At 50.2% G+C, this 24,180-nt stretch carries 22 protein-coding genes and 1 pseudogene; 6 read left to right on the top strand and 17 right to left on the bottom strand.

The annotated features are described in order from the left end of the window. Nucleotides 1-236: 236 nt before the first annotated feature. The 11 genes from NQ492_RS02595 to NQ492_RS02545 form a co-directional block, all read right to left on the bottom strand. Nucleotides 237-578, bottom strand: coding sequence for a hypothetical protein (locus tag NQ492_RS02595; RefSeq protein ID WP_004295473.1), 342 nt, complete (start codon nucleotides 576-578; stop codon nucleotides 237-239). Between the two features lie 57 nt (nucleotides 579-635). Then, entirely contained in the window at nucleotides 636-1,247 is a 612-nt protein-coding gene (locus NQ492_RS02590; RefSeq protein WP_004319185.1) for a hypothetical protein, read from the bottom strand. A gap of 76 nt (nucleotides 1,248-1,323) precedes the next feature. Continuing rightward, nucleotides 1,324-2,019, bottom strand: a complete 696-nt coding sequence (locus NQ492_RS02585) for an Imm19 family immunity protein (protein ID WP_007851804.1) — start codon at nucleotides 2,017-2,019, stop codon at nucleotides 1,324-1,326. Nucleotides 2,020-2,100: 81 nt separating this feature from the next. Further along, complete coding sequence (locus NQ492_RS02580; RefSeq protein ID WP_009040062.1) at nucleotides 2,101-2,565, bottom strand: Imm21 family immunity protein; 465 nt, start codon at nucleotides 2,563-2,565, stop codon at nucleotides 2,101-2,103. A gap of 40 nt (nucleotides 2,566-2,605) precedes the next feature. Then, complete coding sequence (locus tag NQ492_RS02575; protein ID WP_015547218.1) at nucleotides 2,606-2,854, bottom strand: hypothetical protein; 249 nt, start codon at nucleotides 2,852-2,854, stop codon at nucleotides 2,606-2,608. Between the two features lie 72 nt (nucleotides 2,855-2,926). Next, nucleotides 2,927-3,490 (bottom strand): hypothetical protein, encoded by a 564-nt coding sequence (locus tag NQ492_RS02570; protein WP_004319187.1) that lies wholly within the window; start codon nucleotides 3,488-3,490, stop codon nucleotides 2,927-2,929. Between the two features lie 78 nt (nucleotides 3,491-3,568). After that, nucleotides 3,569-4,462: an immunity 22 family protein gene (locus tag NQ492_RS02565; RefSeq protein WP_018697075.1), complete on the bottom strand. Its 894-nt coding sequence runs from the start codon at nucleotides 4,460-4,462 to the stop codon at nucleotides 3,569-3,571. A gap of 80 nt (nucleotides 4,463-4,542) precedes the next feature. Further along, nucleotides 4,543-5,166: a hypothetical protein gene (locus NQ492_RS02560; RefSeq protein ID WP_015547216.1), complete on the bottom strand. Its 624-nt coding sequence runs from the start codon at nucleotides 5,164-5,166 to the stop codon at nucleotides 4,543-4,545. 68 nt (nucleotides 5,167-5,234) lie between these two features. Beyond that, on the bottom strand, nucleotides 5,235-5,984 hold the full coding sequence (locus tag NQ492_RS02555; RefSeq protein WP_004327342.1) for a DUF4241 domain-containing protein: 750 nt from the start codon (nucleotides 5,982-5,984) through the stop codon (nucleotides 5,235-5,237). Between the two features lie 73 nt (nucleotides 5,985-6,057). After that, nucleotides 6,058-6,483, bottom strand: coding sequence for a hypothetical protein (locus NQ492_RS02550; protein WP_005681360.1), 426 nt, complete (start codon nucleotides 6,481-6,483; stop codon nucleotides 6,058-6,060). A 64-nt stretch (nucleotides 6,484-6,547) separates the two neighbouring features. Next, entirely contained in the window at nucleotides 6,548-7,666 is a 1,119-nt protein-coding gene (locus NQ492_RS02545; RefSeq protein ID WP_004319196.1) for a tyrosine-type recombinase/integrase, read from the bottom strand. Nucleotides 7,667-7,979: 313 nt separating this feature from the next. Between NQ492_RS02545 and NQ492_RS02540 the strand changes: the two genes are divergently transcribed. The 5 genes from NQ492_RS02540 to NQ492_RS02520 all read left to right on the top strand — a co-directional run bounded on the left by NQ492_RS02540 (nucleotide 7,980) and on the right by NQ492_RS02520 (nucleotide 18,470). Further along, entirely contained in the window at nucleotides 7,980-9,437 is a 1,458-nt protein-coding gene (locus NQ492_RS02540) for a DUF3945 domain-containing protein (protein WP_004303814.1), read from the top strand. Nucleotides 9,438-9,440: 3 nt separating this feature from the next. After that, on the top strand, nucleotides 9,441-9,653 hold the full coding sequence (locus NQ492_RS02535; RefSeq protein ID WP_007486319.1) for a hypothetical protein: 213 nt from the start codon (nucleotides 9,441-9,443) through the stop codon (nucleotides 9,651-9,653). Nucleotides 9,654-9,668: 15 nt separating this feature from the next. After that, entirely contained in the window at nucleotides 9,669-11,768 is a 2,100-nt protein-coding gene (locus NQ492_RS02530; RefSeq protein ID WP_015547215.1) for a type IA DNA topoisomerase, read from the top strand. Nucleotides 11,769-11,911: 143 nt separating this feature from the next. Continuing rightward, on the top strand, nucleotides 11,912-12,361 hold the full coding sequence (locus NQ492_RS02525) for a DUF1896 family protein (protein ID WP_004295482.1): 450 nt from the start codon (nucleotides 11,912-11,914) through the stop codon (nucleotides 12,359-12,361). Then, on the top strand, nucleotides 12,348-18,470 hold the full coding sequence (locus tag NQ492_RS02520) for a helicase-related protein (protein WP_005681365.1): 6,123 nt from the start codon (nucleotides 12,348-12,350) through the stop codon (nucleotides 18,468-18,470). The genes NQ492_RS02525 and NQ492_RS02520 overlap by 14 nt, the downstream gene beginning before the upstream one ends. A gap of 63 nt (nucleotides 18,471-18,533) precedes the next feature. Here the strand turns inward: NQ492_RS02520 and NQ492_RS02515 are convergent, their stop codons facing one another. The 5 genes and pseudogenes from NQ492_RS02515 to NQ492_RS02495 form a co-directional block, all read right to left on the bottom strand. Beyond that, nucleotides 18,534-19,547: a PDDEXK nuclease domain-containing protein gene (locus tag NQ492_RS02515; protein ID WP_004295486.1), complete on the bottom strand. Its 1,014-nt coding sequence runs from the start codon at nucleotides 19,545-19,547 to the stop codon at nucleotides 18,534-18,536. Nucleotides 19,548-19,683: 136 nt separating this feature from the next. Then, nucleotides 19,684-20,010: a helix-turn-helix domain-containing protein gene (locus tag NQ492_RS02510; RefSeq protein ID WP_004295487.1), complete on the bottom strand. Its 327-nt coding sequence runs from the start codon at nucleotides 20,008-20,010 to the stop codon at nucleotides 19,684-19,686. Between the two features lie 3 nt (nucleotides 20,011-20,013). Next, complete coding sequence (locus tag NQ492_RS02505) at nucleotides 20,014-20,325, bottom strand: helix-turn-helix domain-containing protein (RefSeq protein ID WP_004295488.1); 312 nt, start codon at nucleotides 20,323-20,325, stop codon at nucleotides 20,014-20,016. Between the two features lie 398 nt (nucleotides 20,326-20,723). Next, entirely contained in the window at nucleotides 20,724-21,584 is an 861-nt protein-coding gene (locus NQ492_RS02500; RefSeq protein ID WP_004303821.1) for an RteC domain-containing protein, read from the bottom strand. 105 nt (nucleotides 21,585-21,689) lie between these two features. Beyond that, nucleotides 21,690-22,548, bottom strand: a pseudogene (locus tag NQ492_RS02495) (helix-turn-helix transcriptional regulator). A gap of 497 nt (nucleotides 22,549-23,045) precedes the next feature. Between NQ492_RS02495 and NQ492_RS02490 the strand changes: the two are divergent. Next, nucleotides 23,046-23,411, top strand: a complete 366-nt coding sequence (locus NQ492_RS02490) for a YbaN family protein (RefSeq protein WP_044054791.1) — start codon at nucleotides 23,046-23,048, stop codon at nucleotides 23,409-23,411. 79 nt (nucleotides 23,412-23,490) lie between these two features. Here the strand turns inward: NQ492_RS02490 and NQ492_RS02485 are convergent, their stop codons facing one another. Continuing rightward, nucleotides 23,491-24,123 carry a DUF4377 domain-containing protein gene (locus NQ492_RS02485; RefSeq protein ID WP_015547214.1) on the bottom strand — a complete coding sequence of 211 codons (633 nt, stop codon included), beginning with the start codon at nucleotides 24,121-24,123 and terminating at the stop codon, nucleotides 23,491-23,493. Nucleotides 24,124-24,180: the final 57 nt, after the last annotated feature.

Raw genomic sequence — 24,180 nt, 5'->3', positions numbered from 1 at the left:
CTTCTATATCTATCATTGGAAGTTGTAATTTCTTTCCTTTCATCACAATCTCAAACTCATTGAAATGCCAATCTTTAAGTTCTTGTTTTTCTATTGTGAAGCCACAACTCTGTAAAAGTGTTGTAAGCTCTATTATAGGATTGCATATTGATTTGTATTGACACATATTATTTTTTCCTTGTTAGTAATGTCCGGCAGATAAACCGCCTTCAATGTTTCATCTGTTTGTTAGCAACCTATTTTCTATCAATCTTTTGTAAAAGTTGATTGTAATACTTCTCTAACATTTTGATGTTATTTTTTCTGTCAATTTTTCCACTTTCATTATCTGTGTATGCAAACCACTTAAATAGCAATTCAACAAAAATATGTTTACCAATTTCTGTTAAAGAACTTTCCTTAATAATTGAAGGCATGATTAGGTTTCCTTCATTATCACATGGATTATCACACAAAAGCCCCTTTCCGTATGCGTAGTTTAATAAGTTCTGACAACAGACTTTTGCGTAGTCTTTATCTCTCTGACGGATTTGAGCTTCTATAAGTCCGTCAACATCAAAAATTATTTGGTCACTCATATTCTTTTTAGTTTGTAAAGTTGCTAATGTTCGGCGGATAATCTCTCTTACGGAGATTTATCCATTTGTTACCGATGTGCCATTTATTTCTATTTCTTTAAATTTTAAAAACTCATTTGCCTTATACAAATGAAGTAATTGCATTTTCATATTTTCATTGACAATGTTTTTATAAAAACCGTATTTATTCCACCCTTTTAAAAAGAACCCATCTACAGATGAAGGTATTTTAGACATATCTAACACAAGTGTACTCATGCATTCAAATTCTTCTCGTTTGGAATGAATATTGTCAACACAATCAATTACTTCATTAAAAATAATTGCCATATAATCAAGTGGGAAATCTCCATATACTGAAACCCTTTTTAAAGAAATTCCTTTTATGGAGGACAATTCGTTTATATTCAATATATCTTCTCTGACAAGAAACAAATGGCTGACTTCAGCAAATTCTGGCATTCTTATTTGCCCAAATCCAGATATACTTTTAGCGATTAGCCCCTTACCTTTGATAAGAGCTTTTATCTGATACCTTTCCGATGAAGATGAATCTATAATTCTTTGAAAATTAATTTCTTTATCTTCATATATAAACTCCCACGAATATGTAATACATTTCTTCCATATTCGATTTTCTCCATTCAAGTATATTTTATACCATTTCATATTGTCATTGTTAATCGGTAATGTTCTGTGGATAATCGACCTTTATAGGAGATTAATCCGCTTGTTAGTTGCATATTTATAATCTCGATAAAAGGATATTTAGCTCCTTTATTTCCTGCCTTTCATCATCATATACCAAAGCATTTCTATATGAATGATTGCTTGTACATATCGTTCCTATCTTGGGAATTTCTTGTATGTCAGAGTTGGATATTAATAATCCATTCAAGATACATTTACCTATATATGCGGAATGTTCCTTGAATAAGGGAATTTGTTGCAATCGTTGGATTATTGCATTAAGTGCTATGCCTTTTTCTTGTTCCCTGATTGCAGACAAAGGTAAGAGTAAATGGAACAGTACATCTCCATATTTCTCTTTTGTAATCCTCATTAATTCCGAATATGTGAGATACTTCAAGTGAAAGTTGCCACTAACTTCCCCGATTAAAGTGTCATTCAAAAAATAATATGTACAGCAAGGATGAAATTCTATTGTCAATACAATATCGCTGCCGATAGGAAGTGTTAGAGTTCTTGGGTTTTCTATTTCACCTTGATTTTCGGATGTTTTCAAATCAATTTGAGATAGCCAACACCAATATTTCTTGTACTTCTTTTTATCCAACAATGTTAGTACAAGTTCTTCATCCCATACTTCATCAAAATTCACATCCCTTTCTTCATCAAAGGCTTGAATATGATGATGCAACATTACGTTCCAAAAAAGTGCATTTGAGAACGAATATTCTTTTTCCGATATTACATTCATTTTTATTTCATTTTGGGCTGCAACTAATGTTCGGTGGCTAACCGACCTTTAAGGGGAGGTTGAGCCGCTTGTTAATCGTCTTTATTGGATTGAATGTATTATTAAAGATACTTCGTCTTTTTGATAAAGATAAGTTTTTATTATACAAGATGTTTTTTGTAATGATAAAAAAACTTTAACCGACGCTTCACAATAGGGAGACAAAGAATCAAATAGGACTAATTCAGTAGAATCCCATTTTACTTCAACTTCTTCTATTGGTTCAATCCCGTTTACGATATCATTCTCCAGAAGTTTTTCCACCGTTAAATAATCGGGAGCATACTTCCAGCGGATTATTAAGATTGCTCCATCTTTATTTACTATGCGTGTAGCCATCGGTTCATCTCCCATTACCAATAAGACATGATTGTCTATATAGATTTTCCCCAAGTAATCTGTTACGCTACATATAGCATTGTAGTTTTCTTGACCCTTCCATTGATGGGCATATTGTTGCTCAACAATGACAAATGGGCTTCCTGATGTTTCAATCCAATTATTCATATTTTTCTCAGCGATTAATGTTTGGCAGCGTTCCGCTTGTTTAGTCGGTTTGCTGTTTGTTATCCGCATTTTGAGCATCCAGTTCGTCAAAAATTATATCTAAGACAGCATTTGTTTCTTCGTCTGTGAGATTGAAGTTTTCTTGTTCGACTTTCATGCTCTCATAGATTACAGCCATATCTTCTCCTTCTGTTGAAAAGAACTGTTCTGTTGATTTAATGCCAAATTCTTCTACAAGCATTTTTCTAAATACCTGTATGGCTTCTTCCGTTCGCTTTTCTTTTTCCATATCTATTTTCTTTGTTTATTGCGGATAATGTTTGGTGGCTAACTAACCTTTATAGGAATGTTCAGCCGCTTGTTATAATAAGTTTCCAATATCAAAGCCTAATTCTTTTAATACATTTGTTTGTTCTTTTTGGTATTCTAAAGTTCCACTATGGATAAAATCTTTATTTACAATATAGCTATTGGGGAAATCCTTGTAATACCTCATTAGAAAGTCTGGTATAATTTTATAAGTATTAAAACAAAATAAAATCTTACCAGATTTTACTAATCTAATAAACTCCTCTTTACTTTCACATTGATAAAGGTTCCCATCTTCATGAAAAACTCTGCATTGATCAAGAAATAATTTCATGTTGAAATTAGCAAAATTAGCTAAATATTGAGGGCGTTGCCACCGTGCAATATCTGTACTGTCTGGAGATGATACGACTTTTCCCCATATACCTCGTTTTATAGGAAAAGAGTTACAGCTAAAATAGAGACGATAATGGGTTTGGGCAAATGTCTCTTCATTCAGTTCGCCTTCTAATGATGAAAAAACGCCATAACATTCGTTTGTCAAAAGTCTTACATAATATAATTCACCATTTCGACCATTAATTTTATAAATTGCCCCCAACTCATATTTTGCCATAATGCTTTGATTTTTATTTATTATAATGTCCAGTGGATAATCGACCTTTAAGGGAAATTTATCCGTTTGTTAGTCGCTTTATTCTGCAATATAAGTTTCCAAATATTGAATACCGTTGTAACTGTCTAATTCATCCACAAATTTTTTAGGTGTTTCATATGAATCATAATTTTTCTTCTTAATAAAGATTTTTTGATTCCTTTTGTTGTCCTTGAAACCATTGGGTATATAGCACACAATACAATTTGATGGCTTTATGTGGTATTCATCAATATCGGACTCAATATACCAGTCAAGGACAAGTTTGTTATCAATCATCATTCTAACAAGATTAAAAGGATTTTCGGGTTCATCCTTAATTTCCACAGTTAGAAATTCTGGATAGTAATACTTTATATTAATGTCTTTACAGAACTGACAGCGATGTTCCGGATTTGGGCGTTTCTTTGTACGACTTTCTTCGTAATCTCGTATTTCTTTCATGTATTCATCTTGATTGAAATACTCCATAAATTCTTCCCGACTTTTATCGGTTGTGCCAATCCAAATCATATATTCTAATCCTGCATTAGACCCTTGTACACCTTCAGGCGACAGTTCAAACTCAAACGTACCAAGATAAGTCATGGTTGTGGTATTCTCTGCCTTCTTAGGAGATATACCCTCACGACAATTATAGCAGATAACAGCATTTGCCATTGTAATATTTTTATCAGCTATCGACAGACTTATCTTTTGGGTATCAGCAGGAATAAGGTTAAGTAATCCTGCCAAGCCGTCAGATGTGAATTTCATAATAAGAAAATCCTCATCATAGCTCATTACACCAAGCTCCTTACAGAACTGGCAACGAAGTTCCTTATTGTCTTCATCGTAATCTTTCCACCATTGACGGAAAGCCGATTGATCCATATATTTCTCAAAATCAGCTTCGGAATCGAATTGACCGACCCATATCATTATCTTACTCATTTTCTTTTTTTTATTTTTCAAGCGACTAATGGTTTGCAGCTTGCCGCCGTTAGGCGGAACAGGTGCATGTTATTCGCATATTATTCGGGTCGCCAATATGGATGTAATGCCGTTCCAATATTAAACATTGGAACATTAAACTCATTTATCCATTCAAGGCGAGTCCAAATGCCAGAGTTTTCACCGACCATAAATATCCTTTCATTACAAAAAACAGCTTCCATTTCATAAGGGCGACGACCAATTTCAAAGTTCATTACAATAAATCTAACTGGAGCTTTATCTTGTAACGGTACAACAACCGAATTGCATTTTAAGGTGGATTTTGCCACTTTACCTAATGTCTTTCTACTATGTCTTACAGCCTCAATAGAGCGTTTGGCATTTCTCGAAATCGCCATAGGCCTATATATCGGACCAAATTCCGGCTCTACATCATTTGGCAGGACATCCATTTTATCTACTAACTTTGTAAGACCGTCAATCATCATTTCTTTTATTTCATTTGAATTAATATTGCAAAATCCCGCCCATGCAACAAGCTGTTTGTCGGTAGGAAAACTCTCGCCGTTCACATCAAACCACACATTAAAATCGCTGCCCAAAGAATTGATATAGATAGGGGATTTGGCTGTATATAGTCCCCAATCATCAATTTGCCAAAGCGAGCAATCAAAGTTTGATATATAGTTTTTTTCTTCCATTTGTTTTTGCGAATAATGGGTTGTAAATAGCAACTGTTAGGGTTGCTTATTTACTTGTTATCCGCACATTAATTCTCTTCATCATTGCCATAGGCTAATTCTATATCAATAAACTGAATTACCAACTGACATATTTCGCCGCCTTCGTCTATGCCCCAATAAACCGGATACGTACCATCTCCGAACCCTGATTGAAAAATGGGAATATGATACTCCGTCCCCGGCACTTGCCAATTTAACCAGTCTCCGCCTGCACGTTGATATTCTGGATGGAGATAATAGTTTTCTTTGAATAATGCAGCAAAATATCCATCATAAGGATTATCATCGGGATTATCTTTGCGCCATTGTTCATCCCAGTCGCAATAAATACGGTGGATAATTTCATCACATACACATCCTAAACCAGCATCTACACAAAATCCAAAGTAATCACCCTCTTCCAATGTTTCAAGGTTTTCATTCCCAACTAATGCTTCATAGAATCGAACAGCCCGCTTTTCATTGAAGCGCAAACGTACTGCGGCATAACGGTCGCAATCCTCGTCGTCAGATTTGATTACACAAATTTCCGTTTCATATTTACCCGCAGGAGCGTTCTGAAAATATGGACGTTCGTTTCTGTTTGGGAGATATACCAATGGATCTCGTACCAAAAGATTTCCACTCGGCAAATCGCAAGAACCGATATTAATCGTCGTTAACGATTTTCCTGCAATTTCTTCTTGCTCAAAATAAGTATTGAGGTCAACAGGGCAGACGGTTTTTTCTTTTACCGATTCCCATTTTTTCATCCAGTTGTTTTCTAATTCTTTCATATTCCTTTTTGATTTTTAGTTGCGGATAATGTTTGGCAGCTAACCGACCTTTAAGGGGAGGTTGAGCCGCTTGTTATTCTTTCAATTTGGATATGGAGTGTAATATTACAGCTCTTCTATTGGTTATACCGGTTTCTTCACATATACAAGCAATTCCATCAGACAATATTATGGCAAAGCCAAAATTCGACTGTATTCCTGCATTTATAGCCTCTGATATATCTGCCCATTTTTGATCCAGCTCAAAAAAACCGATGCAATATCCTTCTTTCTCTTTAGATAATTCACGAAGTCTATCTGTCAAATGGATTAAATCCGTAGAATTATAGACCTCGACAATCTTATTCTCATTTATAATATCCATCATATTATGACAAATTCGACTAATAGCTTTTACTCTTTTTTTGTTTGATGACAGTTCAAAAAAGAAACGGTCTTGATAACCAGACTTAATGAATTGCTTACAAAAAAAATCTTCTATGGTATTTCCTTTATTCATATCCAATTCTTTTGAAGAATAATGTTATACTATCAGCCGATTTGGCTGTTATTTTCTTTAAGTATCAGACCTCGTCTTCCTCCATCAACAGATCGTCCAACGGGCTTTTGATATTGCTTTTGAAAGTGTCGGCTATGTGGACATACCTTTCTGTCGTCTTGATATTGTTATGTCCCATAAGCTCTTTCACTATCTTGATGTCGGTTCCCTGCTCCAGCAGGTGAGTGGCGAACGAATGGCGCAGCAGGTGCGGATAAATCCGTTTCGTGATTCCCGCTTCCCGGGCCGCTGCCTTCAGCCGTTTCGACACGATACTCTCGGTGAAAGGTTCTCCCGGTCTGTGTTCAAAAAGCCACACTTTCGGTTTGTATAGTCTGTTATATTCCGTCAGCTTTTTCATCAACGGTCTTGACAGCAGGGTGTAGCGGTCTTTTTTCCCTTTACCCTGCCGCACCCGTATCAGGGAGCGGGATTCGTTGATGTCGCCGGGTTTCAGTTCCAGCAGTTCGCTGATGCGCAACCCTGCGGAATAGAGTATGGAGAACATACAGAAGAAACGCAGGTCTGTCACCGTCACGTCGAGTATTTTCTTTATTTCCTCCTTGCTCAACACGTCGGGCAGCGTCTTCTCCCGTTTGGCACGGTTCACCTTGTAACACCGCCGTTCCTGACCGAGAACTTTCTCGTAATAGAACTTGATGGCGTTGATACGCTGGTTTTGCTGGCAGGAGGATATGTTTTTCTCGTGGATGAGATACAGCAGGTAGTCGTTTATCTCGCCGGGAGTAACCGTTTCAATCTTACGCCCCTCGAAATGCTGTTGGAAATCGCGGAAATAGGAGGTATATACCCTTACGGTATGGTCACTGTAACGCACTTGCTGAAGTTTTTCCAGATAGCCTTCCGGCAGTGGCGGCCGTTTGTCTTCCTCTTTACGGGGTGCGGTTTCCTTGATGGCAGAATAGTCTATAAACGCCATTTTTACATAGCGGTCGAAGAACTCGGCAAGCACGAAATCTTCTGCCGGCAGATAAGCCCTGCCGCCGACAAGCAGTACGTTTTCTTCCTTCGACAGCGACAAGCGGATGTCATTGTCATTACCGAAAGTCACTTCGACAAATTCTCTCCCGTTTCTTATCACCGGAGAAAGTTTGATCTTGGTTTTTGGGGTATATATTTCCATGCCTCACGTTTTGTCGGATATTGAAACCCGTTTTCGCAAATTTATAAAAAAACACGGGTTATCCATGCGCTTTATTGACATTTAACAATAGATCCCGACTACCTGACAAATAAGGTGAGGAGCCACGAAAATACCCTCTGCCAAATCCGTCCTTCCCGGCACTCCGTTTCTCCGATTTCCTCTGCCCTGCGCCACAAGCGGCCACTTCTGTGCCCGATGCTTCCATAGCCTTTCCAACTCTTTTACGTTCAGCCGGTTCCCCTTACTTTCGTTCCCGCATCGCTATTGGTGCTAACTAAAAACACTCGTAATTATGGACGAAAACGTAAAGAACGACGCTAAACAAGTCATGCTCGTTCAGAATGCCGACGACGGACGACTACAAGCCGTTACCGGCGTGGATCAGGACGGCAATATCCAGACCGCCGACCCCACGGATCAGAACGTGGCGAGCCTGCTGAACGTGAACACGCAGGATTCAGCCCTCGAAGCCTTCTTCAAAAAGTTCATGGAACAGGCCCAGAACCCCGTCCACACGGGTATCTTCGTCATGACGGAGAATGCCCTGAACAAACTTATCCGCATCGACTTCGACCCGGAGATTCTGGAAAATTACCGTATCGACCCCTCCGAACGGCTTCAGACGCAGGAGCAGCGGCAGTTCGAGCCGCTGGACGTCACGAAGATAGACCTGGCGGATATGGAGAAGAAAGGTATCCGCATGGAGGACATCGAGCCACACCTGAAAGCCATGTCTTACGGACATAAATCCAACGGGCTGGTGGAGATGAACCCCGAACTGGAGAACGGGATGCGTGTTTCCACCAAAGGGCGCGTGTCGCTCGAAGAGCAGGCGGACGGCTCGCTGCGCGTCGTGCCGCATTACTGGCAGGAACGGCCCGACCTCGACGCCCCCTTCCACGGGGTGCTGCTCGATGAGGAGGCGAAAACGAACCTGATGAACACCCGTCATGCCGGGAAAGTGATCGACCTGGAGCTGGAGCCGGGCAAGCTCACGCCCTGCTACGTGTCGATAGACAAATGGACGAACACTCTGGAACCCATGCCCGTTTCGCTACTCGAAAAACGTGCCCGTATCAAGGAGGCCGACCTCTCGGAAGGCAAGCAGATGGATTTCTACGGCGGCGGCAAGGTGTTGCTCGAAGGATATACCACCCGCGCGGGTTATAAGCGGGATGCCTATATCCAAATCGACGCGGCCGAACGTAACTATTCCTTTACCTACGACGGTTTGGATCGCAACCGCTACGCCCAGGAGAACAAGGAGATTTACCGCCAGAAGGCCGCCGAGAAAAACGGACGGCAGGAAACTACGGCCTCCGAACGACAGCCCACACTCACGATTCACCGGACAATCCTCAAAGCCTCCGTGCCCAAAGAGGCTTATGACCAGTGGACGGAAGCGGTGAACGACCCCTCCAAGCGGGCGGATGTCAAGGCTTTCTACATCAAGGGCATGGTCAAGGACGGGCAGGGTGAGCCGTTCAACGCCTGGGTCAAGCCCAACTTCGAGCGTAACAAGATGGACTTCTTCCGCTGGAATCCCGACCGTGCGAAACGGCAGGGAGCGGAGGTCAAACCCGCCGTTGAAAGCCGTACCCAGGTCGCCGTCAATTCCGAGGGCAAGACCGTCGAAGCGGTCAAAGGTGTGAAAGAGCCGCTCAAGCAGGGACAGCAGGAGGCCACTCCGGCGCAAAGGAGAAATTACCGCAGCTGCAAAAAGAGCAACTCCAAAGGTGTCAAGGTATAACGTATGAAATGGTTCTACATGCAGACCGGAGCCATGCCGCTCCTGATCGCAGCGCTGGCCGCCTTATACCTCCGGCCGGGTAAACGCAGCCCCCCGGAGGAGGCAGACGACGGACGGCAGTATTACGACGGGAACAGCAACCATGTCTATTACGACCGCCGGCTGATCGCCCGTCCGGAAAAAGAGAAAGAAGAACTACAAGAAAACAACCACTGAAAAATCCGAATCATCATGCAAGTTATTATCGCAGAAAAGCCCTCGGTGGCGCGTGAGATCGCCGCCATCGTGGGAGCCACGAACCGTAAAGACGGTTTTATAGAGGGAAACGGCTATGCCGTAACCTGGGCCTTCGGCCACCTGGTCGGGCTGGCAATGCCCCAACAGTATGGCATCGCGGGTTTCCGCCGGGAAAACCTGCCTATCCTGCCATCATCGTTCATCCTCCTGCCCCGGCAGGTTCGGGAGGGTAAAGAGTATAAGGCCGACCCGGGTGTCGTGAAGCAGCTCGGTATTCTCCGGGAATTGTTCGGCATGGCCGAGCGCATCATCGTCGCGACCGACGCGGGGCGTGAAGGGGAGCTGATCTTCCGCTACATCTACTCTTACCTGGAATGCCGTACCCCTTTCGTGCGGTTATGGATCAGCAGCCTGACCGACCGGGCCATCCGCGAGGGGTTACAACACCTTCGCCCCGGCAACGAATACGACAACCTTTACCTCTCGGCCAAAGCCCGCAGCGAAGCCGACTGGATCGTCGGTATCAACGCCTCGCAAGCGCTTGCTGTGGCTGCCGGGCGGGGTGTCTGGTCGCTCGGACGGGTGCAGACCCCCACGCTGGCGATCATCTGCTCCCGTTACCTGGAGAACAAGGCGTTCAAGCCCGCCGCCTATTTCCGGCTGAAGCTTTCCACGGCAAAGGAGGGCACGGAGTTCACCGTCCTCTCCACGGAGAAATTCGACGGCAGGGAGAAGGCGGAAGCAGCCCGCGCCGAGGTTATCGGCGCCCGAACGGTACGCGTCGTGAACGTGGAGCGCAAGGAGACCAGGGAACAGCCGCCTCTCTTGTACGACCTGACGACACTCCAGAAAGAGGCCAACAGTCGGTATGGTTTTTCGGCAGAAAAAACGCTCGACATCGCCCAGTCGCTTTACGAGAAGAAGTTCATCACTTATCCCCGTACCGGCTCACGCTATATATCGGAAGATGTGGCCGAGGAGATTCCGGCACTCATCGGGAACATGACACGCTATCCCCGTTTCGCGGAATACGCGGGCAGGATGGATACCGCATCTCTCTCCCGCCGAAGCGTGGACAACGAAAAGATCGCCGACCACCACGCGCTGCTTCCCACCGAGAACCTCCCTTCCGAACTGGATGCCGACCACCGCATCGTCTATGAGATGGTCGCGGGGCGGATGCTCGAAACCTTTTCCGGGGCCTGCGTGAAAGAAAACACTTCCCTTACCCTGCAAAGCGCGGGACATGATTTCACGGCCCGCGGCAGTATCATGGTCGAGACGGGCTGGCGGGCCGTCCTGAATGAACCTGTCGAGGAGAAAGAGGAGGACATGACCCTCCTTCCCGACATCGTGCAAGGCGACGAGCTGCCCGTCAAGGGATGCGTCACGGAACAGAAACAGACCCGGCCGCGCCCCCTTCACACGGAATCGAGCCTGCTGGCGGCGATGGAAACCGCCGGACGCGAACTGTCCGACGAGGCCGAACGCGAGGCGATGAAGGATGCCGGCATCGGCACGCCCGCCACCCGTGCCGCCATCATCGAAACGCTCTTTGCCCGCGAGTATGTCAGGCGAGAGAAAAAGTCGCTTGTACCCACGGACAAGGGACTGGCCGTGTATGCCGTGGTCAGGGACAAGAAGATCGCCGATGTCGCCATGACGGGCGGCTGGGAACTGGCCCTCTCGAAGATCGCCACCGGGGAGATGGACGCCCCGACGTTCCATCGCGGTATCGAGGTCTTCGCCTCGCAAATCGCCAAAGAACTGCTGGAAGCAAGAATCGACGGCGCGGAGAGTGACACAGCCTGCCCGCGTTGCGGCAGGCCCGTGGTGTTCTATCCCAAACTCGCCAAGTGTCAGAATCCCGATTGCGGCCTGACCGTATGGAGAACCGTGGCCCGCAAGGAGCTGACCGACAAGCAGCTCGCGGAACTGCTGACCAAAGGCAAAACCGGCACGATCCGGGGATTCGTCAAAAACGGCGGCGGGACGTTCGACGCGGCCCTCACGCTCGATGACCAGTTCAAGACCTCGTTCGTTTTCGAACCGCGCGATACTCCCAGGCAGGGAAAGAGGAACAAACGGAAATAATCGTTACCTTTGCCACTGGAAAAGACCTGTCATAACGAGATACGCTTGTTTGATAAGGATTTTTTCAGTGGTCGGCGCTTCGGGTGGGAACCCGGGGCGCCTTTCTCTTCCCCGATTATCAACGACCACTAAAAATTCTTATCATGCCAGACAAGCAACACCATACCCCCACGGGGGAATTGTCCTATTACGGACTTTCGTTACTATCCTACCTCAAGGACAGCCACCCGGAACTCATCGCCGAAAGTGAGTTCATCGCCGAGCGGGCCGACAGCGCCGCCCAAGCGTACAGCGAGGCGATCCGTTCGGGCTGCAACCACATCGAGGCCGAAGAAATTGCCCGCGAGGAACTCTGCCGCGGACTGCACTTTTCACCCTACAACACGCTGGTAAACATCCTCTGGAGGGAATTCGAGGCGGAGATTCCCGAGGATACCGCCCGGCAGGCGGCTCTACGCCTGCTGCCCCTCTGCCGCGGGGTGCTGGAGAAGTACGACCTCACGGACGACTTCGCCGACACGCCCGACTATGAACTGTTCTATACCGAACTGACGGGAACCGTCCAAATACTTCTCGAAGATGGCATTCAATAAGAAAACCCACCTCCGCCAGAATATCGACGCGCTGAAGACGGCCTTCACGCTCGACAGGGAACGGCGGGCGCCGACTCCCGAAGAAGAAAGGACACTCGGCGCATACAGCGGCTTCGGCGCCATCAAGGAAGTGCTGGAAAACCCCACCGGGAAACCGGACAAGGACGGCATGGCAACGCTCGTGGCCGAGTTGCAAGAGGTCATCAGGGCGAACACCCCCGACGAACGGGAATACAAGCGCTACATGGACGGGATCAAGAACTCCGTCCTGACGGCTTTTTACACGCCCCCGAAAGTGGCAGACGCCATCGTGGAGGCGATATGGGATACGCGGATCGCCCCCCAACGTATTCTTGACCCCAGCGCGGGAACGGGGGTTTTCGTCAATGCCGTGGATTTCCACGACCCCTACGCGGAGATCACCTGCTTCGAGAAAGACCCCGCCACGGGGTTGATCCTGAAGCACCTGCACCCCGAAAAACGGGTGCGGGTACAGGGATTCGAACGTATCGAACCCAAATACGCCGGTTACTACGACGTGGCCGTGAGCAACATCCCTTTCGGGGACGTGGCGCTCTTCGACCCGTTCTTCTCCACCCATACCGACCCCGTGCGGCGGCAAGGCACACGGGCGCTGCACAACTATTTTTTCATGAAGTCCGTCGATATGGTACGCGAGGGCGGCCTGGTGGCATTCATCACCTCGCAGGGAGTATTGAACGCCGAGCAGGGACGCCCCGTGCGCGAGTGGCTGATGAACCGCTGCGAGCCCGTATCGGCCATCCGGCTGCCGAACAACCTCTTTACAGAACACGCGGGGACGGAGGTCGGCAGCGACCTGGTTATCCTGCAAAAGAAAGCCGCCACGGGGGAACTGTCCGAACGGCAGCGGGATTTCATCGAATCCCGCAAGCTGTCGAACGGCATCCGGATAAACAACCTTTTCCAGTCGTTCGACAGGGTGATCCATACCGAGGCCAAAGTAGGCAAAGACCCCTACGGCAAACCGGCGATGGAGTTCACCCACGCGGAGGGCGTGGACGGCATCGACCGGGAGATGCGGCGTATGCTCTCAGAGGATTTCAACCGGCATTTCAACGAGAGTTATTGCCTGGAACATGCTCCGGAACAGACACCCGGTACACCGGAGCGGGAATTGTCCCGTCCCCGTCAGGCGGAACGCCAGCGTGCCGAAAGACACGAGCCCCGCCTTGCCGGAGAAATCGTCAAGGAGATTATAGCCGACGCCCGTAACCTTCAGCAGCAGCGGGAAGAGGAGGAAAAACGCCGCGTCGTCGCCGAAATGGCGGCGCAGGGCTACCATGTCGATACCGAAACCGGGGAGATTACCCGAATCGAAAACAAACCCGGACAAGCGTTACCGGATTCTGCCGCCACTCCCGCCGGAGAACCGACCGGAGAGGATCTGGCCGACTTCGGGGCCTGGTCGAAAGAGCGGGAGAATCGCTTGTGGGAGCAGCACCCGCCGAAACCCGAAGATTTCGGCATGGCAGATACTCCCGTGCAGCACGTGGGCGGAACAACGGAACCGAAACCGCAGGAGGGCTTCGCCGGGTCGCTTTTCGACACGGTGGAAACGGCGGCTCCCGTACCTGCCACCCAAGCTGCCGAACCGGTAAACGTGCAGCAGGAACCGTTGCTGACGCTCTACGATCTGTTCGGCTTCAGCGCCGAGGAGCGGCGGCAGGCAGAACTCGGTATATCCAAGAAAAGGAACAGCCGCCGGGGAGCAAAGCGGAAGACGCCCCGGCAACCCTCGTTATTCGCCCCGGCCTCCTCTCCGGAGGAACAGAAGAGCGAAATGCCGAAAACGACGCCACCGGAGCGTGATCCCGAAGACTTGTATGCCTCCCTGAACTGGGAGGACAACCCGCCGATCAACGGCTTTTACGAGATGATGATGTCGCTTACCCCGGAACGGAGGGCGGAATTGCGCCGGCAAAACGCCCGGCAGCAGGAAACCCCGGAACAGCGGGAACGGCAGGCGGTACGCCCCCCGACGGAAGCCCCGAAAGACAGACGGAAACAAGCCGCCGGTACGCCGAGAACGGGCAGCCTGTTCGACACGCCGGACAATCCGGAGGAGGAAGAACCCGGTAAAGAAATGCCGCAGATACGGGAGGCGGATATGAAACCCCGCCCGTTCGAGGGTGAGGTCGCCCCCTATTTCCGCGAAGGGACACTCGTCACGGACGGACAAAACCGGGTCGGCTACCTGCGGGGGATTGAATCCCTGCAACCCATGTTCCACCCGCTGGAACTCACGCCTGCACAACGGACGAAAGCCTCCATGTATATCGAGATACGCGATGCCTATTACCACCTTTATAACAACGAGGCGGAAACGCTGACGGCGAACCCCGCCCTGCGGGAGATGCTCAACCGGCTTTACGACAATTTCACCGAACGCTTCGGACGGCTCAATGACAAACGCAACCTCGACCTGATCAAGATGGACGCGCGGGGGACGGAGATTCTATCGCTGGAGCGTTACATCGACGGCAAGGCACGCAAAGCCGACATCTTCGAGCGTCCCGTGGCCTTCAATCCCGATGAGATCACGCACGCCGACGACGCTTCGGAGGCCCTTGTGGCCAGCCTGAACAAGTACGGCCGGGTGGAACCGCACTACATGGCCTCGCTCACGGGAACTACCGTGGAGGGAATACTCGGGGAACTGAAAGGACGTATCTATTACAACCCGGAAACGGACGGCTACGAGGTTGCCGACAAGTTCATCGCCGGCAATGTCATCGGGAAAGCCGAACGGATCGAGGCGTTCCTGCGGGAGAATCCCGACCACGCCCCGGCCCGGGAATCGCTGGAGGCTCTGCGCGAGGCGACGCCCAAACCCATCGCTTTCGACGACCTGGACTTCAACCTGGGCGAACGGTGGATTCCAAAAGGTGTTTACGAGCGTTTCGCCTCCTCGCTCTTCGATACGGAGGTGAAGATCACCTTCGCCTCCAACCTGGACGAGTACGGCGTGAAGGCGGAAGCGACGAACGTGAAGATCACGGAGCAGTATGCCGTCAGCGCGCAGACCCGTAAGTACAACGGCCTGCACCTTTTGAAACACGCCCTGCAAAACACTTCGCCCGACATCACCAAGACCGTCCTCAAATGGGTGGACGGCGAACGGCGGGAGGTCAAAGTGCGTGACGGGGAGGCCATACAGCTCGCCAACAGCAAGATAGACGAGATCCGGGGTGCTTTCCCCGAATGGCTGCGCGAGCAGTCGTCCGACTTCAAAGACCGCCTGACAGACCTCTATAACCGTACTTTCAACTGTTACGTGCGCCCGAAGTACGACGGGACGCACCAGGAATTCCCCGACCTCGACCTCAAGGGGCTGGGAATAGACAATCTGTATGACAGCCAGAAGGACGCGATATGGATGGACAAACTGCTCGGCGGCGGGATAATCGACCACGAGGTGGGCGGCGGAAAGACCCTCATCATGTGCTGCGGGGCCTACGAGAAGAAACGCCTCGGGCTGGCCAATAAACCCATGATTATCGGGCTGAAAGCCAACATCCATGAAATAGCCCGGACGTTCTGTACCGCTTACCCGATGGCCAAAGTCCTCTACCCGGGCAAGGAGGATTTCACGCCCCGGAAGCGTGAGCGCATCTTCCGGGAGATACGCAACAACGACTGGGACGCCGTGATCCTCTCGCACGAACAGTTCGGCATGATACCCCAGTCTCCGGAGATACAGCAGGAGATATTGCAGGCCGAGCTGGACTGTGTGGAGGAGAACCTCGAAGTGCTCAAAGCACAAGGCAGGGACGTTTCCCGCGCCATGATGAAAGGGTGTCAGAAACGCAAGGCCAACCTGGAAGCCAAGTTGCAGAAGGTGGCGCACGCGCTGGAAACACGCAAGGACGACGCCGTGGACTTCCGCCTCATGGGTATCGACCACCTCTACGTGGACGAGAGCCATAAATTCAAGAACCTGACTTTCACGACCCGGCATGACCGGGTGGCGGGCCTCGGAAATCCCGAGGGGTCGCAGCGGGCGCTCAACATGCTTTTCGCGCTGCGTACCATACAGCAGCGCACGGGCCGCGACCTGGGGGCGACGTTCCTCTCGGGAACGACCATCTCCAACTCGCTCACGGAACTGTACCTGCTTTTCAAGTACCTGCGCCCGAAGGAGCTGGAGCGTCAGAATATCCGCACCTTCGATGCCTGGGCGGCCATATTTGCCAAGAAAACCATCGACTACGAGTTTTCCGTGACCAACGAGGTCGTGCAGAAAGAACGGTTCCGATATTTCATCAAGGTTCCCGAACTGGCCATGTTCTACTCCGAGATTACAGATTACCGCTCGGCGGAGGATATAGGGATCGACCGACCGCAAAAGAACGAGATATTGCACAATATCCCGCCGACACCCCAGCAGACGGAGTTCATAGAACGACTGGTGCAGTTCGCCAAATCGGGCGATGCCACGCTCCTGGGCCGCCTGCCGCTCTCGGAGCGGGAGGAAAAGGCGAAAATGCTCATTGCCACAGACTACGCCCGCAAGATGTCGCTCGATATGCGTATGATAGACCCCGAACTATACAGCGACCACGTGGACAACAAGGCGAGCCACTGCGCCCGTATGATTGCCGGTTACTACCGCCGTTTCGAGGCGTACAAAGGTACGCAGTTCGTATTCTCCGACCTGGGAACCTACAAACCCGGAGCGGGGTGGAACGTCTATTCCGAGATACGGCGTAAACTCGCGGAGGATTACGGCATACCCCAAAGCGAGGTGCGGTTCATCCAGGAGGCGACCTCGGAAAAAGCGCGCAAGGAGATGATCGCCGGTATGAACACCGGAAAAATCCGCGTACTCTTCGGATCGACCGAGATGCTCGGGACGGGAGTGAACGCGCAGAAACGCTGCGTGGCGATACACCACCTGGACTGCCCCTGGCGTCCCAGCGACCTGGAGCAGCGCGACGGGCGGGGAATACGCACCGGGAACGAGATCGCCAAACTCCATGCCGACAACAAGGTGGACGTGATATTATACGCCGTCGAGAAGTCGCTCGACGCCTACAAGTTCGGGCTGTTGCACAACAAGCAACTGTTCATCCGCCAGCTCAAGACCAACAACATGGGAAGCCGTACCATCGACGAGGGGGCCATCGACGAAAAGAGCGGCATGAATTTTTCCGAGTATGTCGCCGTCCTCTCGGGAAATACAGACCTGCTGGACAAAGCCCGCCTGGAGAAGAAGATTGCCACGCTCGAAAGCGAACGCCAGGCATTCGTGCGCGGCAAATCATCGAGCCGCTACAAGCTGGAGCAGATCACGGAGAAGATAGAGAAGAACAACGACCTGATACGGCGTATCGGCAAGGATCTGGAACACTTCAAGGCCCGCGTCGAGTTCAACGAGGACGGCTCGTACCGCAATCCCGTGAAACTGAACGGGCTGGAAACCTCCGACCCCAAGCTCATCGGGAAACAGCTCAACCATATCGCCGAAACGGCACGCACGCTCGACAGGCTCGAACCCATCGGGAGCCTCTACGGGTTCGAGCTGCTCGTCCAGAGCGAAACGACCGGGAAAGACGGGCTCGACCTGGTGCAGAACCGTTTTTATGTCCGGGGTGAAGGGGATTATCTATACCAGTATAACTACGGGAATATCGCCTCCGACCCGCGACTGGCGGCGATGAACTTCATCCACGCGCTCGCGACCATCGAGCCGACACTGGAGAAATTCCGGAAAAAGAATGAGGAACTGGAGAAAGATATTCCCGTCCTGCGGGAAGTGGTGGAAAGTTCCTGGCGCAAGGAGCCCGAACTGACGGCCCTAAAAGCTGACCTGACGGAAATAGACCGCAGGATACAGCAAAGCCTCAAACCGATAGAAGAGAGCGAGGGAAAGGAGGCGGAGGAGGATAACGACGTGTGCCGGGAACGGCATGACACGGCGGAAGAGCTCCCGAAGGAAGACAACACGGCGGCCCGTATTCCTTCCCGGCTGCGGCAGATTGCCGACGCCTCCGGGGGGCGCATCGTGATCGCGGGCGTGGGCAGCCCGCCGGAGAACGGCCCTGCGAAGAAAGGGATCAAGATGTAAACGAAAAGCCGACGGAAGTACAGATTTCCATCGGCTTTTTTCATATGTCCGTGAGCGTTGTCGTCACACTTCCTGCAAGAGTGTTTGCAGCTCCTCCTGCGTGGGAAGATAGGTCATGTACTGGGCGGCGAAGACCTGCTTTTCATCTTCGGGCAGCGTATAACGGACGACCGCGTCGTTTTTCTCCGCGCAGAGGACGATACCCACCGGAGGGTTATCCCCGGGATTCATCAACTCACGGGTGTAGTAATTGACATACATCTGCATCTGCCCCAAATCCTGATGGGTCAGCTCCCCGGATTTAAGGTCTATTAAAACGAAACAACGGGCCAGGTAATTGTAAAAGACCAGGTCGATGTAGAAATGCTTGTCATCGAAGGAGATACGCTTCTGTCGCGCGACGAAGGCGAAGCCTTTCCCGAGTTCGAGCATCAAGCGCTGCAAGCGGCTGATGAGCAGTTGCTCCAGATCGGTTTCCAGAAAATGCTCTCCCTGCGGGATACCGAGAAACTCCAGGATATACGGGTCGCGGATGATCTCTTTGGGTTCGACACGTCCGGGTTCGGTACGGGAAATCTCCTCTTTCACAGCTTTCTTGTCTCGGCTGGCCAGCAGGCGGTCATAGAAAAGCGTGTTGATTTGGCGGTCGAGCTGCCGGACACTCCAGTTTTCCTTGACGCACTCGTGCAGGTAAAAATCACGGGCGGCATCGCCCGACACCTTGAGAAGCGTGCGGCAATGCGACCAGCTCAATTTATCACACAGCGTGTGATATTTCGGGTAGCACTGGTAAAACTGCCTCATGTACCGCAGGTTGGTGGCCGTGAACCCGTTTCCGAACTCCGCCACGAGCCGCCTGGAAAGGGTGTTGATGACAGCCTTGCCATATCCGGCACGGTCGGTTCCCTGCTGCTCGTACTCCACTATGTATTTCCCTACCTGCCAGTAAGCCCTCACGAGGGTCGAATTGACATGATGTATCACCTTCGCGCGCGCTTCCTGCAAGATATGGCGCACATTATGCAGCAGCTCTTCCTCCCCTTTGTCGGCAGGATATATTTTATCAGTTTCTTTCATTGCTTCATTATTATATAGGCTTCATTCAGCAAACATACTGATTTTACGGCAAATATCGAGCGGTTGTACCGCCTTGTCGTGCCTTATTCCATGTATCTCCGCGTTTTTCCATGACGCCGGACTCTCGGGACAGGGCCTAACCGGAACCGGCAGGACGATCCTTTTTCAGCTTGCGGAAATTACTGAAGTTACGCTCGATGAACCGCAGGACGTCCGATTCCCGGTAGAAGGTCTTGTGATAGATCATCTCGTAAGGCAGCTCTCCCGAGGTGCGGTAACGCTGGAGTGTGCGCTTGCTGATATTGAGCATACGGCACAGGTCGTAATTGTCCAGAAGACGCTCCCCGTCAGGCAGGATGGAAAGCGGTTGCTCCACGTCCCCCGCGCACAGCTTCTCGATACGTTCCAGCCGTTCCGAGAGCCGCTGCATCCATCCGTCGAAATATTCCTTGTCCAGAAACATGGCCTACTCCTTTGGTTGGTTCTTGCGCCGCACGGAACGCTCCTTCAGCACACGGCGGATTTCCGTGAGGGAATAATACAGCTTCCGGTTGATGGCCGAATAGGTGATCACGTGATCCGAGCGGAGGCGTTGAAGGGTACGCCCGCTGATACCCAGGTAACGGCAGACCTGCTCGCCGTCCATCCATTCGTCGTTTATATACTCCTTATTCCATGCACGCCCCTTTTCAGGGAGAGAGGCGATTGCAGCCTCTATTTTCTCTATACGCCCGACAAGCTCGTTATAGGCTCGCGAACCGATCACTATGATTTTCATACTCCTTTGTTTTTTAGTCTGTTACAAAGGTCGGGCTTATATGGACAGCTTAAAACGAGGTCGGTACGACTTTTTTTTGATAATTTGCAGTGAACTGATTCTCAACGGTTCATGCGGTGAAGAAGGCAGTGTTTTTTACCGAAATCCGCGGCCCGTACTCGGTATTTTTATGGGCAGAAATGCGATAGAATACTGTGATTCAACGCTTAACGGTGTTCTAATCCGGACGGGGCTACAACGGAACACCCGTATCGGCTCCTTATACGGGTGCAAATACGGGCGTTCGGGAAAGTTCCTTTCGAGAGTTACGGGGGAAAACCGACCTCGGTTCTTTTGTTATATACAACGCTGATTATCAGTGTTTCTATAAGGAATAGAGTGCTTTACCGGTTCATATTCTACTCGGAATTGCCGTTTTTCTTGTTTCGCTTCCACGTCTGCATACGTTTAAGCAGGGCCTCTTTCGCCTTGTCAAGCCACGGTGTCGGGTTGTTTCGGATTTTCATATCGCAGAATGTCCTCGAAAGGTTCATGTCGAGGTGTACGTTGAAAGCGTTGGAAATGTAGCTGGCAAGTTGCGTGAGTGGCACATTGCCGAAACAGCCTTTACTGTCGAGCAGGTAAATAAGTTCCGTCAGATCCGTCTTCGAGTCCTGCCATGTCGGACGCACGTCAGACAATGGCAGAACCATGTTCCGGAGGTTCGTGCTCTCCAGTGATTCCAATTCGCCCATAAGATAAACCGACAACATATCGTTGGCCAGGATTTTCGCCACCTTGAAATCCGCGTTTGTCGAAAACTGCGGGTCGAGTTCATAGTAGAAGGTTTCCAGGTATTGCTCCGTGTCGGTCTGCCCGCGCAGGAAATAGAGGCTGTCCAGGTGTGTAGCGCCGCTGCGGAAATAGCGGATAAAGTCAAGGCGTTTCTGCGTGTACGCGTTGATGGCCCGAACATGGGCGTCCAGGTACTCCCGTTGTGCCTCGATACTTCCTACCGGACGGTTCATCTCGATATTGTAGAGCTTGCGGTAATAGATCAGACGGCAAAAAAGACGGGGTTTGATTTCTTTGAAGAACTTTATTTCCTCGTCATCGTTTTGAAAACGGTAGCCGATGATATATTGTTTCAAACGGTCGAACGCTTCTCCCAGGACACGTGACGCTTCAAGCGACTTTTTCAACACGTCGGTATCCCGCGATTCGATACGTTCGATACTCCGCAGGACTTCGCTGTTTAATTTTTCTATAAATGCAATCATAATCCGTCTTGTTACTTTCGCGTATAAAGTTAGCGAATCGAAAAACCGGCGGATTACGATTTTTATCTTTCTCTTCGTTTTTTTATCACGAGGCCGATTTTAATGTCAGATCCGGCCTTCCTGGCGGATGGAAGTGGGATTGCTCCCCATATTCCGCTTGCAAAAGTCCGTAAAGTGGGATTGGGCGGAGAAACCGCACATGTAGGCTATTTCCTGCAACGTGTAGTGTGTCGTCCGCAGCAACTCCCCGATACGTTCGATACGGCGCTGACGTAACCACGAGGAGGCCGAGCAGCCGAAAACCCGCTGGAAACGCCGGCGGAAGGTAATCGTGCTGGAATACCCGCAAACCCCGGCGAGTTCCGTGACGTTATCCGAGGCAAGATAATTCGATTTGACACGGGAGATGAACTCGTAATCGTCCCCCAGGTGCAACAGCTCCTCGAACTCCCCGACATCGGCGGGAGTGAGATGTTCATAAGAGGCGTCGAGCATTTTCAGCATGACAGCAGCGTTACATTCAACGGGCATACCCAATGTCTTACGGGCTTCACGCAGGTAATTCTTAAACCGCAGCCGCAGCGTGTCGTGATGCGGGTAGGAACACTGGAACAGAATGGTGCAGACCGTCCGCAGTTCATCGACACAACAGTAGCCGAAATACCACGTTACAAGACGCTCGACGTAATGGACGGCATGAAACTCCTCCGAAAGCATCAGAAGAAGCAGGAACGGGGTGAAATCCTGGTATTCCCCCGTTATGGGACGGGGTGCTTCGTCAAGCAAGGAGGCAATGTCCCGCATCAGAAGAGAATCTCCCGAGTACGCTTTTATTTGTTCGGAACTGCGGGCATAATCCCGGTAACGCGATATGACCGCCGACAAAGCATTGAACTTCACGGCGTGAACGCCTTCTATATAAGGAAGGGCGAAGACTGTTGTAAATGGATAAGTCGGTTTGCATAAGTCATTTCTATAAAACGGAGCCGCATCCCCTTGTTGCCAAAGCTCCGCAAGTCGTTACTTATGAACCGCTTGGAACACGGTACGAATCCTAATTACAAATATATCGCATCCGACAATCCGGAACAAATATCAGCAGGCAAAAATGAAAATAAACCTCGTTATTTTTGATTTTTACCTGCAATAATATTATATTTGCAAACAAATAAGAGTTGTTTGACAGCATGAGAAATATAGTGTATCAAAGCACTTTACCAATTTCTTATCCGTTGCCTATTCTCATGCGAGTTTCTTTTAATCTATTTGTAGTCAATTAAATACCTTCAGACTACATCAAATATACAAAAAAACGGGCGGTTGTCAAACCGGATTGCATGCTGCCCGGCACGGTAAGACATTCCGACTCCGAAAAGGAGCGTTGCGGTCCCGGCACCAAAGATAAATAAAAATCGTGTCGCACGGCATTTCCCGGTCCCGAATTTGTGTTATTTTTGCACCGTGAAGATTTTTCTCGCCATACTGGGCTGCGCGGCGTTCGTGCTGGGCGTCGTCGGCATCTTCGTGCCGCTGCTGCCCACGACGCCGTTCCTGCTGCTGGCCGCGGCCCTCTGGGTTCGCTCCTCGCCGCGGCTCTACGAGTGGCTTCTGGCGCACCGCTGTTTCGGCGGGTATATCCGCAACTTCCGCGAAAACCGCGCCATACCGCTGCGCGCCAAGGTCGTTTCCATAGCCCTGATGTGGGGCACGATGCTCTACTGCATCTTCGGACTGCTCGACGGGAGGTGGTGGGCGCAGGTCGGCCTGCTGGCCGTGGCCGTCGGCGTCACATGGCACATCCTTTCGTTCGCAACGCTCCGCAAGTGATTTCCCGGCTTAAAAAGCCGGTTTTAGAGGGCGGAGGCGGGACGGTTCGTTTCCGGTCCGGGTCTGCGCAGTCCCCGGTTCATTTATCCGGTATTCCTTCGGAAACCTTTTCCTCGCTCGAAATCAGCTTCGTCAGGCGGTATTTCACCTCGTAGTCGCCCTTCGCGTCGTCGTATTCGGCGACGGGACGGATGAGGAGCCGGGCCTCGAAGCCCGGTTCGAAATCGAAGCCCTCGATCTCCCACGGGAACGGCTCCCACTGCGGGTCGGTGTAGCGCATGTCCTTGATCCAATAACCGCTCGTTGCCGGACTGTCGGCGCGCCGGGAGGCGATGGTGACCTCGAACTCCGGACTGAATTGCAGCGGATCGACATCCGACTGCATCGGCGTGCGCGAGATCGGCTTTTCCATCGTGTAGCGGTATCCGGGGCCGTCGGCCGGGGGATTGGGGATGGGGTCGATGCGGACGAGCATTTCGGTCTGGTACCCCTTTTCGAAGGTGAAATTCGCGATGGAGCCTGAAAACGTGCGCCATTCGGCGTCAGGGGCGGTCTTGACGATGTAGGCCGGGACGTGGCCGAAACTCATCACGATGCCCGCGACGCCCTTTTCGGGGGCGACGGTCCAGGTTTCGGTGCGCGGTTCATGGCCGTCGTCGCAGCCGCCGAACCCGAGCGGCAGCAGCAAAAGCAGGACGAAGCATTTTTTCATAGAGGTCGGGGATTTCCCTAAAAACGGAGCCAACGCCCTGATACTGCACGGTCTGGC

This window comes from Alistipes shahii WAL 8301 (genome assembly GCF_025145845.1).
Taxonomy (GTDB): Bacteria; Bacteroidota; Bacteroidia; order Bacteroidales; family Rikenellaceae; genus Alistipes; species Alistipes shahii.
The sequence above is the reverse complement of the archived record's forward strand: the minus strand, read 5'-3'. Positions and strand labels throughout refer to the sequence as shown.

Coding starts and splice junctions, on each gene's coding strand:
- NQ492_RS02575 (WP_015547218.1), bottom strand. CDS start 2,854: ATGGAAAAAGAAAAGCGAACGGAAGAAGCCATACAGGTATTTAGAAAA.
- NQ492_RS02585 (WP_007851804.1), bottom strand. CDS start 2,019: ATGAATGTAATATCGGAAAAAGAATATTCGTTCTCAAATGCACTTTTT.
- NQ492_RS02540 (WP_004303814.1), top strand. CDS start 7,980: ATGGACGAAAACGTAAAGAACGACGCTAAACAAGTCATGCTCGTTCAG.
- NQ492_RS02500 (WP_004303821.1), bottom strand. CDS start 21,584: ATGATTGCATTTATAGAAAAATTAAACAGCGAAGTCCTGCGGAGTATC.
- NQ492_RS02520 (WP_005681365.1), top strand. CDS start 12,348: ATGGCATTCAATAAGAAAACCCACCTCCGCCAGAATATCGACGCGCTG.
- NQ492_RS02560 (WP_015547216.1), bottom strand. CDS start 5,166: ATGGAAGAAAAAAACTATATATCAAACTTTGATTGCTCGCTTTGGCAA.
- NQ492_RS02545 (WP_004319196.1), bottom strand. CDS start 7,666: ATGGAAATATATACCCCAAAAACCAAGATCAAACTTTCTCCGGTGATA.
- NQ492_RS02510 (WP_004295487.1), bottom strand. CDS start 20,010: ATGTTTCTGGACAAGGAATATTTCGACGGATGGATGCAGCGGCTCTCG.
- NQ492_RS02505 (WP_004295488.1), bottom strand. CDS start 20,325: ATGAAAATCATAGTGATCGGTTCGCGAGCCTATAACGAGCTTGTCGGG.
- NQ492_RS02535 (WP_007486319.1), top strand. CDS start 9,441: ATGAAATGGTTCTACATGCAGACCGGAGCCATGCCGCTCCTGATCGCA.
- NQ492_RS02525 (WP_004295482.1), top strand. CDS start 11,912: ATGCCAGACAAGCAACACCATACCCCCACGGGGGAATTGTCCTATTAC.
- NQ492_RS02485 (WP_015547214.1), bottom strand. CDS start 24,123: ATGAAAAAATGCTTCGTCCTGCTTTTGCTGCTGCCGCTCGGGTTCGGC.
- NQ492_RS02530 (WP_015547215.1), top strand. CDS start 9,669: ATGCAAGTTATTATCGCAGAAAAGCCCTCGGTGGCGCGTGAGATCGCC.
- NQ492_RS02565 (WP_018697075.1), bottom strand. CDS start 4,462: ATGAGTAAGATAATGATATGGGTCGGTCAATTCGATTCCGAAGCTGAT.
- NQ492_RS02555 (WP_004327342.1), bottom strand. CDS start 5,984: ATGAAAGAATTAGAAAACAACTGGATGAAAAAATGGGAATCGGTAAAA.
- NQ492_RS02580 (WP_009040062.1), bottom strand. CDS start 2,565: ATGAATAATTGGATTGAAACATCAGGAAGCCCATTTGTCATTGTTGAG.
- NQ492_RS02570 (WP_004319187.1), bottom strand. CDS start 3,490: ATGGCAAAATATGAGTTGGGGGCAATTTATAAAATTAATGGTCGAAAT.
- NQ492_RS02590 (WP_004319185.1), bottom strand. CDS start 1,247: ATGAAATGGTATAAAATATACTTGAATGGAGAAAATCGAATATGGAAG.
- NQ492_RS02550 (WP_005681360.1), bottom strand. CDS start 6,483: ATGAATAAAGGAAATACCATAGAAGATTTTTTTTGTAAGCAATTCATT.
- NQ492_RS02595 (WP_004295473.1), bottom strand. CDS start 578: ATGAGTGACCAAATAATTTTTGATGTTGACGGACTTATAGAAGCTCAA.
- NQ492_RS02515 (WP_004295486.1), bottom strand. CDS start 19,547: ATGAAAGAAACTGATAAAATATATCCTGCCGACAAAGGGGAGGAAGAG.